The following is a 10,069-nucleotide window of genomic DNA, read 5'->3' as shown; positions in this document are numbered from 1 at the left end:
GTCAATGGTCCCGGTGAGGCCCGTGAGGCCGATCTGGGTGTGGCGTCGGGCAATGGCAAGGGTCAGATCTTCGTGAAGGGCGAGGTCATCAAGACGGTGCCCGAGTCGAAGATCGTCGAGACGCTCATCGAGGAAGCCCTGAAGATCGCGGAGGGCATGGACAGGCCGGGTACGCCGTCGGGGGCTCCCACCGTCACCGTGAGCTGAAACAGAACCAGAGAGGGGGCCCGAGCGTGAAGATTCTGGAGAGCATCCGGGGGCCGCACGATCTCAAGGCGCTGAACGAAGCACAACTCGACGAACTAGCCCGGGACATCAGGCAGTTCCTCATCCAGGCGGTGGCCAGGACCGGCGGTCACCTGGGGCCCAACCTCGGAGTGGTGGAGCTGTCCATCGCCCTGCACCGGGCCTTCGACTCGCCCGTGGACCGCATTCTCTGGGACACCGGCCACCAGAGCTATGTGCACAAACTGCTCACCGGACGGCAGGACTTCTCCAAGTTGCGGGGCAAGGGGGGCCTGTCCGGCTACCCGTCCCGCGAGGAGTCCGTGCACGACGTCATCGAGAACTCGCACGCCTCGACGGTGCTCGGCTGGGCCGACGGCCTGGCCAAGGCCCACCAGGTGCTGGCACGGAGCGACCACGTCGTGGCCGTCATCGGTGACGGGGCCCTCACCGGCGGGATGGCCTGGGAGGCGCTCAACAACATCGCCGCCGCCAGGGACCGCCCGCTGATCATCGTGGTGAACGACAACGAGCGCTCCTACGGCCCCACGATCGGCGGCCTCGCCGATCACCTCGCCACCCTCCGCACCACCGACGGTTACGAACGCTTCCTCTCCTGGGGCAAGGACGTGCTCCGGCAGACCCCCGTCATCGGACAGCCGCTGTACGAGTCGCTGCACGGCGCGAAGAAGGGGTTCAAGGACGCCTTCGCCCCGCAGGGCATGTTCGAGGACCTCGGGCTCAAGTACCTGGGACCGATCGACGGCCACGATGTCGCGGCCGTCGAGTCCGCCCTGAACCGGGCGAAACGCTTCCACGGCCCGGTGCTGGTGCACTGCCTCACCGAGAAGGGCCGAGGCTACCCGCCCGCGCTCCTGGACGAGGCCGACCGCTTCCACACCGTCGGCGCGATGGACCCGCTGACCTGCGCACCGCTCGCCCCGGCCGGCGGACCTTCCTGGACGTCGGTGTTCGGCGACGAGATCGCCAGGATCGGCGCGGAGCGGCCCGACGTCGTGGCGATCACGGCGGCGATGCTGCATCCCGTGGGGCTGACGAAGTTCGCCGAGGCCTTCCCCGACCGGGTCTGGGACGTGGGCATCGCCGAGCAGCACGCCGCCGTGTCCGCGGCCGGACTGGCCACCGGCGGCCTGCACCCGGTCGTCGCCGTCTACGCCACCTTCCTCAACCGGGCCTTCGACCAGCTGCTGATGGACGTCGCGCTGCACCGGTGCGGGGTGACCTTCGTCCTCGACCGGGCCGGGGTCACCGGACCCGACGGGCCCTCGCACAACGGCATGTGGGACATGTCCCTGCTCCAGGTCGTCCCCGGGCTGCGGATCGCCGCCCCGCGCGATGCCGACCAGCTCCGGGCCCAGCTCCGCGAGGCCGTCGACGTCGACGACGCACCCACCGTGATCCGGTTCCCCAAGGAGTCGGTGGGGGAGCCGGTCCCGGCAGTCGGCCGGATCGGCTCCTTGGACGTGCTGCACCGGACGGAGGACGCCGATGTGCTGCTCGTGGCCGTCGGCGTGCTCGCCCCGGCCTGTCTGAAGGCCGCCGATCTGCTGGCCGGGGCCGGGATCCGCTGCACCGTCGTCGACCCGCGCTGGGTCAAGCCGGTCGACGAGGCACTGCCCCCGCTTGCCGCCCGGCACCGGCTGGTCGCCGTCGTCGAGGACAACAGCCGGGCCGGTGGCGTCGGCTCGGCGGTGGGGCAGGCGCTGCGGGACGCCGGGGTCGACGTACCGCTGCGTACCTTCGGCATCCCCGAGCAGTTCCTCGCGCACGGCAAACGTGCCGAGGTGCTGGCCGACATCGGGCTCACTCCGGTCGAGATCGCCGGCCGGATCAGTGCCGTACTGGCCGCCAAGGAGGCGGCGACAAAGACCGAGGAGAGCGGGGCATGAAGGACGACGGGCCCAAGGGCTTCGACCTGGCGCGGCTCCTCGCGGAGCGCGGCGCCGAACGCTACGAGCTGCACACCAGGTACCTCAATCACCAGCTGCCCCGCATGCTCCGCACCATCGGCTTCGACAAGGTCTACGAACGGGCCGAGGGCGCACACTTCTGGGACGCGGACGGCAACGACTACCTCGACATGCTCGCCGGATTCGGCGTGATGGGCCTGGGCCGGCACCACCCCGTCGTACGCAAGGCGCTGCACGACGTGCTGGACGCCTCGCTCGCCGACCTGACCCGCTTCGACTGCCAGCCGCTGCCCGGACTGCTGGCCGAGCGGCTGCTCGCGCACAGCCCGCACCTGGACCGGGTCTTCTTCGGCAACAGCGGCACCGAAGCGGTCGAGACGGCCCTGAAATTCGCCCGCTACGCCACCGGCCGGCCCAGGATCCTCTACTGCGCCCACGCCTTCCACGGGCTGACGACCGGCTCCCTCTCGGTCAACGGCGAGGACGGCTTCCGGGACGGCTTCGCGCCCCTGCTGCCGGACACCGCCATCGCGCTCGGCGATCTCGACGCCCTGCGGCGCGAGCTGAAGCGCGGCGACGTGGCGGCGCTGGTCGTCGAGCCGATCCAGGGCAAGGGCGTCCACGCGGCTCCGCCCGGCTTCCTGCGGGAGGCGCAGGAGCTGCTGCACAAGCACAAGGCCCTGCTCATCGCCGACGAGGTGCAGACCGGACTGGGCCGCACCGGCGACTTCTACGCGTACCAGCACGAGGAGGGCGTCGAGCCCGATCTGGTCTGTGTCGCCAAGGCCCTCTCCGGCGGCTATGTGCCGGTCGGGGCGACCCTGGGCAAGGACTGGATCTTCCGCCGCGTCTACTCGTCGATGGACCGGGTCCTGGTGCACTCCGCGAGCTTCGGCTCCAACGCCCAGGCGATGGCGGCCGGGCTCGCGGTCCTCGCGGTGATGGAGGACGAGGAGACCGTCGCGCATGCGCGACGCACCGGTGATCTGCTGCGCGACCGGCTGACCGCGCTGGTCGACCGCTACGAGCTGCTGCACGAGGTGCGCGGGCGCGGGCTGATGATCGGCATCGAGTTCGGCCGGCCGTCGTCCCTCAAGCTGCGCGGCCGCTGGACCATGCTCCAGGCGGCCCGCAAGGGACTCTTCGCGCAGATGGTGGTGGTGCCGCTGCTCCAGAAGCACCGCATCCTCACCCAGGTCTCGGGCGACCACCTGGAAGTGATCAAGCTGATTCCGCCGCTGGTGATCGACGAGGCGGACGTCGACCGGTTCGTCACGGCGTTCACCGCGGTGATGGACGACGCGCACAGCGGCGGCGGACTGATGTGGGACTTCGGCAGGACACTGGTGAAGCAGGCGGTCGCCAACCGCTGATCCCGGAGAACAGCCGGCCGGCGGGTTTTGCCTGAGAGGCAAGAAATTTGCCTCTCAGGCAGGCTCCTGGCCCAATGGGTACATGAATCCTCCAGACGGAGGGGCGGCCGACGAGCTGCCCGGAATCGCGCCACGCCTGCGCGATCTGCGCCGGAGCCGTGGTCTCACCCTGGAGACCGCCGCTCAGCGGGCGGGGCTCTCGCCCGCCCATCTCTCCCGGCTCGAAACGGGACGTCGCCAGCCCTCGCTGCCGATGCTCCTCGGTCTTGCCAGGATCTACGGTACGACGGTCTCCGAACTTCTCGGCGAGACGCCCCCCGAACGTGACGCGATCATCCGCGGCGGGACGTTCGAGGGGGCCGAGGCGGACGGCTGGATGTACCGGCAGGCCGGCGGCTCCGGCCGGGCCATGCAGGCGCTCCGCGTCCGCGTCCCGCACGGCGCCCAGGGCGACCTCGTGCGCGTCCATCCCGGTGAGGAGTGGCTGTACGTGCTCGCCGGGCACCTCCGGGTCTGGCTCGGGGACACCGTGCACGACCTCGCCCCCGGCGACAGCGCGCACTTCGACTCGCTCACGCCGCACCGGATCACGGCCGTCGACCGCGACGGTGCCGAACTGCTCTTCGTCCACACCCTGATGCAGAGCCCCGCCGCCGAGCTGTGCCTCGGCAGCGGTATCCACCGTCGCTGAGACCGGTTCCACCGGTCGCCAGAGAGGACCGTCATGTCCGATTCGGAGAACTTCGACCCGCTGGGATCGAAGAAGAACTACGAGGCCCAGGAGCGGAAGTTTCCGCGCGGCGTGGTGATCAGGCTGTTCGCCTACCTCGTCGCCGGTCACATCTTCGCGGCCTTCCTCTACCTGCTCTTCGCGGTGGCCGGCAAGGGCTGACCGCGCCTAGCGAGCCTCGTCCAGGAGCCGGTCGCGCAGCCGGTCCCGGGTCTCGGGGGCGAGCTTGAGGCCCTCGGAGAAGTAACGGTCCGTGCTGCCCCAGGTCTCCTCGATGGTCGCGAAGGCCGCGGCGAGGAACTCGGCATGGGCGCCGAAGAGCGGGTTCAGCAGCTCCATCACCTCGGCCGACATGCCGTCCGCCGAGGTGTCGCTGCGCTGCACCCGGTAGCGGCGGTGGGCGTCGTTGGACTTCAGGTAGTCGGCCTCGATGGCCTCGCGCTCGACGCCGACGGCGAGCAGCGACACCGCGATCGACAGCCCGGCCCGGTCCTTGCCCGCCGCACAGTGCATCAGGGCCGGAACACTGTCCTCGGCCAGGGCGTGCAGCACCCGGCTGTGCTCGTCGGTGCGGTCCCGGATGATCGAGCGGTACGAGGCGATCATCCGGTTGGTGCCCTTGCCGTCGCCGAGGATCGAGCGCAGCTGCTCGATGTCGCCGTTGCGGACCATGTGCCAGAACTCCGAGCCGTCCGCCGGGTCGGAGAGCGGGATGTTCACACTCCGTACGCCGGGCAGCTCCACATCCAGCCCGTCGAGCTTGCGGTCGGCGGCGTTGCGGAAGTCGAAGACCGTGTGCAGACCGAGGCCGCCGAGGAACGAGGCGTCCTCGGCGGTGGCGTGCGCGAGGTGACCGCTGCGGAAGAGCCGCCCGTGCCGCACCCGTCGCCCGTCCGCGGTGGGCAGCCCGCCCACGTCGCGGAAGTTGCGGACACCCGCCAGCTCGGGTTCCGTCGACGGGATCTGCGGCAGCTGCTGCGTCACGGTGACTCCTGGAGTGTCTGGTGCCGGCGCGAGTCGCAGGCAAGGCCACTCCTGCGACGATACGACATTGATTCCTCAGGCAATCATCTCGGCCTTTCCCTGTCGATACCCGGGCGAACTCCGGTTCTCCCGCGGTGAATCCGCACGGCGAATTCCTCGCCGGGCCGTTGCCCATACCCCGTCGATGGTCGATGATGTGCGGAACTGTTGGAATGTGGGGATGCGATGATCGAGACGGGCAACACCGGCCGGGCCTGGCTGCTCACCGGGGCGAGCAGCAGCTACGCACTGCGACTGACCGAGCAGGACGAGCTGGTCCATCTGCACTGGGGGCCGAGGATCACCCTCGCCGCGGCCGAGGCGCTGGCCGCGGCCCCGGAACTGGACTTCAGGGCCTTCGAGTCCCACCTCGACGGCCGGGAGGAGTATCCGGTCGAGGGCGGCCCCAGGTTCGTCCGCCCGGCGCTCTCGGTACGGACCCCGCAGGTCCGCGGCACCGAGTGGGCCTTCGACGCCGCCGAGGCGGATGGGGACGAACTGCGGATCGGCTTCACCGACTCCGTGCACCGGCTCGCCCTGATCCTGCACTACCGGATGCGCGACGACTCCGATGTCGTGGAGCGCTGGGCCACCGTCGCCCACGCCGGACCGGACGGCCCGCCGCTGGAGCTGCTGCGCGCCGACGCGGCCGCCTGGTCGCTGCCGGCCCGCGACGGCTGGCGGCTGAGCCGGCTGCACGGGCGCTGGGCGGCGGAATCGCGGCTCGAACGGGCGGAGCTGCTCCACGGCGAGAGCGTCATCTCCAGCAGGCGCGGCCACACCGGCCACCAGTTCCTGCCGTGGGTCGCACTGGATGCCGACGGCGCCGCGACGGAGGAGAGCGGCGAGGTGTACGGCTGCGCGCTCGGCTGGTCCGGATCGTGGCGGATCTCCGTGCAGCGGCTGCCCGACGGGCTCGTGCAGATCACCGGCGGCGCCGGGTACGACGACGCCGGACTGCTCCGGCTGGCGCCGGGCGAGTCGTACACCACACCCGTCTTCGCCGGGCTGTGGAGCGGGCAGGGGTTCGGCGGTGCGAGCCGCGCCTGGCACGCCTGGCAGCTGGCCCATGTGATCCCGGACGCGCAGAACCCGCGGCCGGTGCTCTACAACTCCTGGGAGGCGACGGGCTTCGACATTTCGCTGGACCAGCAGCGGGTCCTCGCCGAGCGGGCCGCCGCGATGGGCGTCGAGCTGTTCGTCGTGGACGACGCGTGGTTCGGGCAGCGGACCAGCGACCGGGCCGGGCTCGGCGACTGGACGCCGAATCCGGACCGCTTCCCCGGTGGGCTGAAGCCGCTCGCCGACGAAGTGCACGGGCTCGGCATGCAGTTCGGAATCTGGGTCGAACCGGAAATGGTCAATGCCGACAGTGATCTCTATCGCGCCCATCCCGACTGGGTGCAGCACTTCCCCGGGCGGGCGCGCACGGAGTACCGCAACCAGCTGGTACTCAATCTGGCCCGTCCCGATGTGCGGGCATATCTCTGGGAGCAGCTGGACGCGCTGCTTTCCGGCACGCCCATCGACTATGTGAAATGGGATTTCAACCGCTGCTTCACCGATGCGGGCTGGCCGGGCGAGGAGTACCCGCAGAAGCTCTGGGTCGAGCACGTGGAGGGTCTGTACGCGCTGATCGACCGGCTCAGGGCCGCGCACCCCACGGTCGCGTTCGAGTCCTGCTCGGGCGGCGGCGGCCGGGTCGACCTGGGGATCATGTCCCGCACCGACCAGGTGTGGACCTCCGACAACACCGACCCGCTCGACCGGCTCGCCATTCAGGAGGGCTTCGGACACCTCCACCCGGCCCGGGTGATGGCCGCCTGGGTCACCGACAGCCCGAACCACCAGCTCAACGACAGGCGCAGCTCGCTGCGCTTCCGGTTCGTGAGCGCGATGGCCGGAGTGCTCGGGGTCGGCGGGGACCTCACCGAATGGAGCGAGGAGGAGCTGGCCGAGGCCCGGACCTGGGTGGAGCTCTACAAGGAGATCCGCCCCGTCGTGCAGCAGGGCGAGCTGTACCGGCTGCGTGAACCGCGTGGCGGACTCAGCGCGGTCCAGTACGTCCACGGGGACGACGCCGTGGTCCTGATGTGGCTGGAGGCGCAGCGGTACGGGGAGTGGCCCCCGGCCCTGCGGCTGCGCGGGCTCGACCCCGAGGCGATCTACACCTGCCTGGACACGGGGGCGGTGCACCACGGTTCGACGCTGCTGCATCAGGGGCTGCACACCGGACTTCGCGGTGATCTCGACGCACGGGTGCTGAGGCTCCGACGCGGGCGATAGGCGAGATATGTCCGTAATGCGGGCTTTTGTCCGAACATGGCCTGCTCATAAGGGATATGAGGGTCGCCTCGTGAGCGGGATCATATCCGTGACGGTGTGTTGCGACGGGCGAGTCGGGTAATCCGTGCGCGGGGCGGAATGCCAAGATCCTTAATCCACGGAGTGTTACCGGAATTCCGCGCCGATTTCCCGGCGCGGATTCCGGCGTGGAACCCATGGCTTGTTCTCGTCGTCCCGACTCGCTTACGGTCACCGCAATCCGGACGGACCGCCGAATCCTGCCGCCGCCCGGAATTCACATCCACTCATCGCGTGGCAGGAGCGGGGGAACCAGGTAAGCCGCCGGCCGGAGAAATCCGGCCGGCTCGGGGTGAAGCCGCGCTCAGCGCGGCCGGGCATCTCCAGCCCGAACCCGACAGCTCACCTCGCAGGCGCCGGAGAGGAAATACGTCATGCCCATATCGGGTAAGCACCGTCGTCCGAAGCTCAGCACCATCGCCCGTGGCGTCGTCGCGGCAAGCGCCGGCGGTGCCGTCGTCGCCCTGCCGCTGCTCGGCGCCACCGGTGCCCAGGCCGCGGAGCAGTCCGCCCCGGCCGTCGCGTCGCAGGCCGCCGCCACGCACGCCGCTCCGGTCGCGCAGAAGCAGGCCGCCACCACGACGTACTCCGTCGTCTCCGGCGACTACCTGTCGAAGATCGCCGCCGAGCACCGGATCAAGGGCGGCTGGCAGCAGCTGTACCAGGACAACCGCAAGGTCGTCGGCGAGAACCCCGGCCTGATCTTCCCGGGCATGAAGCTGACCCTCGGCTCCAAGGCGTCCGGCAACGCCGCGCCCACCGGCGCCGGCACCGGCTCGGCCCTCCCGTCGAAGGCGCCCTCCGCCGTCGAGAAGTCGGCCCCGGCCAAGACCTCGTCCGCCCCGAAGACCGAGGCCCCGGCCGCCGCTCCGGCCACCGCCCAGAGCAGCGCCTCCGGCTACGTCCACCCGGTCCCGGGCAACCACACCACCGGTTACCGCGCCTCCGGCTCCAACTGGTCCAGCGGCAGCCACACCGGCATCGACTTCCCCGTCGCCACCGGCACCAGCGTCAAGTCCATCACCTCCGGCACCGTCGTCACCGCCGGCTGGGGCGGCGCGTACGGCAACCAGGTCGTCGTCAAGCACGCCGACGGCCACTACTCGCAGTACGGCCACCTGTCCTCCATCTCCGTCTCCGCGGGTCAGGCCGTGAGTGCCGGTCAGCAGCTCGGCCTCTCCGGTGCCACCGGCAACGCCACCGGCCCGCACCTGCACTTCGAGGTCCGCACGGGCCCGGCGTACGGCTCGGACATCGACCCGATCGCCTTCCTGGCCTCGCACGGCATCTCCGTCTGAGCCGAACGGCCGGGCAGCTGAATCACCAAGCATGATCTGAGCAATACGGAAGGGGCGGTGCGCGGCGGCGCACCGCCCCTTCACTTATTCCCCCTTTACCAAAAACTGACCGGGTGGTCTATCTCACCACCCGTCAACCCCATATTACGGTCGCGTAGGTCACATTCGGCGGTGCAGGATAAGCGTTTGTGGCAGACGATTCGAGAAAAAACCAACGTGGCGTCAACAACCGACAGGGCGTCATCGGGTCGTACGCGGCGATCGGCGACAGCTTCACCGAGGGAGTCGGCGACCCCGGCCCGGACGGGACCTTCGTCGGCTGGGCGGACCGTTTCGCGGTACTTCTCGCGGACCAGCTCCCGGACCCCGATGCGGCGACCGGCACGGAAGGTTCCGCGCACGGGAATTTCAGATACGCCAATCTCGCCGTACGCGGACGCCTCCTCGACCAGATCGTCGAGGAGCAGGTGCCGCGCGCCAAGGAGCTCGCACCCGACCTGGTGAGCTTCTGCGCGGGCGGCAACGACATCATCCGGCCGGGCACCGACCCCGACGACGTGGCCGAGCGCTTCGAGCGCGCGGTCGCCGAGCTGACCGGCGCGGTCGGCACGGTCATGGTCACCACCGGCTTCGACACCCGTGGCATACCCGTGCTGCGCCATCTGCGCGGCAAGATCGCCACCTACACCGCCCACGTACGGGCCATCGCCGACCGCTACGACTGCCCGGTCCTGGACCTGTGGTCGCTGCGGTCCGTCCAGGACCGGCGCGCCTGGGACGACGACCGGCTCCATCTGTCGCCCGAGGGACACACCAGGGTCGCGCTGCGCGCCGCCCAGGTCCTCGGCATCGACGTACCGGCCGACCCCGACCAGGAATGGCCCCCGCAGGCACAGCGCGGCACCCTCGAAGTACGGCGCGACGACATCCACTGGGCGCGCGAGTACCTGGTTCCCTGGATCGGCCGGCGGCTGCGCGGCGAGTCCTCCGGCGACCACGTCGAAGCGAAGCGCCCGGACCTCCTGCCGCTCTAGTAGTGCTTCGTTAGGTTCTGCGTCTACTCCGGTTGCGGGGCAGGGGGCGGTTGCAGGTGGTGCAGGTGCCGGTCCAGCCCTTCAGCAGGTC

9 protein-coding genes and 1 riboswitch are annotated in these 10,069 nt (G+C 70.2%); of the genes, 8 read left to right on the top strand and 1 reads right to left on the bottom strand.

The features are described 5' to 3' along the window. The 5 genes from ABZ622_RS41060 to ABZ622_RS41040 form a co-directional block, all read left to right on the top strand. Positions 1 to 207, top strand: a 207-nt coding sequence (locus ABZ622_RS41060; protein WP_360552327.1) for a flavodoxin-dependent (E)-4-hydroxy-3-methylbut-2-enyl-diphosphate synthase, incomplete at its 5' end; no start/stop codon positions are given. A 26-nt stretch (positions 208 to 233) separates the two neighbouring features. Next, positions 234 to 2,135, top strand: a complete 1,902-nt coding sequence (dxs, locus tag ABZ622_RS41055) for a 1-deoxy-D-xylulose-5-phosphate synthase (RefSeq protein WP_360552325.1) — start codon at positions 234 to 236, stop codon at positions 2,133 to 2,135. Next, complete coding sequence (locus tag ABZ622_RS41050) at positions 2,132 to 3,529, top strand: aspartate aminotransferase family protein (RefSeq protein WP_360552323.1); 1,398 nt, start codon at positions 2,132 to 2,134, stop codon at positions 3,527 to 3,529. Before dxs ends, ABZ622_RS41050 begins: the two co-directional genes overlap by 4 nt. A gap of 82 nt (positions 3,530 to 3,611) precedes the next feature. Beyond that, the gene (locus ABZ622_RS41045; RefSeq protein ID WP_259931985.1) at positions 3,612 to 4,220 is read left to right on the top strand and encodes an XRE family transcriptional regulator; all 609 of its coding nucleotides are present in this window, start codon (positions 3,612 to 3,614) and stop codon (positions 4,218 to 4,220) included. Positions 4,221 to 4,253: 33 nt separating this feature from the next. Next, complete coding sequence (locus ABZ622_RS41040; RefSeq protein WP_360552320.1) at positions 4,254 to 4,421, top strand: DUF6126 family protein; 168 nt, start codon at positions 4,254 to 4,256, stop codon at positions 4,419 to 4,421. 6 nt (positions 4,422 to 4,427) lie between these two features. Here ABZ622_RS41040 and ABZ622_RS41035 read toward each other — a convergent pair whose 3' ends face one another. Next, positions 4,428 to 5,243 carry a tyrosine-protein phosphatase gene (locus ABZ622_RS41035; protein WP_360552318.1) on the bottom strand — a complete coding sequence of 272 codons (816 nt, stop codon included), beginning with the start codon at positions 5,241 to 5,243 and terminating at the stop codon, positions 4,428 to 4,430. A gap of 225 nt (positions 5,244 to 5,468) precedes the next feature. On the opposite strand from ABZ622_RS41035, the gene ABZ622_RS41030 reads away from it, so the two are divergent. From ABZ622_RS41030 to ABZ622_RS41020, 3 genes are all read left to right on the top strand, one after another. Next, complete coding sequence (locus ABZ622_RS41030) at positions 5,469 to 7,568, top strand: alpha-galactosidase (RefSeq protein ID WP_360552316.1); 2,100 nt, start codon at positions 5,469 to 5,471, stop codon at positions 7,566 to 7,568. A gap of 292 nt (positions 7,569 to 7,860) precedes the next feature. Next, positions 7,861 to 8,017, top strand: a riboswitch (cyclic di-AMP (ydaO/yuaA leader). A 3-nt stretch (positions 8,018 to 8,020) separates the two neighbouring features. Next, positions 8,021 to 8,944 carry a LysM peptidoglycan-binding domain-containing M23 family metallopeptidase gene (locus ABZ622_RS41025; protein ID WP_360552314.1) on the top strand — a complete coding sequence of 308 codons (924 nt, stop codon included), beginning with the start codon at positions 8,021 to 8,023 and terminating at the stop codon, positions 8,942 to 8,944. 188 nt (positions 8,945 to 9,132) lie between these two features. Then, positions 9,133 to 9,978, top strand: coding sequence for an SGNH/GDSL hydrolase family protein (locus tag ABZ622_RS41020; RefSeq protein ID WP_360552312.1), 846 nt, complete (start codon positions 9,133 to 9,135; stop codon positions 9,976 to 9,978). The last annotated feature ends 91 nt before the right edge of the window (positions 9,979 to 10,069 follow it).

Source organism: Streptomyces sp. NPDC007164, assembly GCF_040634135.1.
GTDB classification, from domain to species: domain Bacteria; phylum Actinomycetota; class Actinomycetes; order Streptomycetales; family Streptomycetaceae; genus Streptomyces; species Streptomyces sanglieri.
This window is presented reverse-complemented; position numbering and strand designations above follow the sequence as displayed.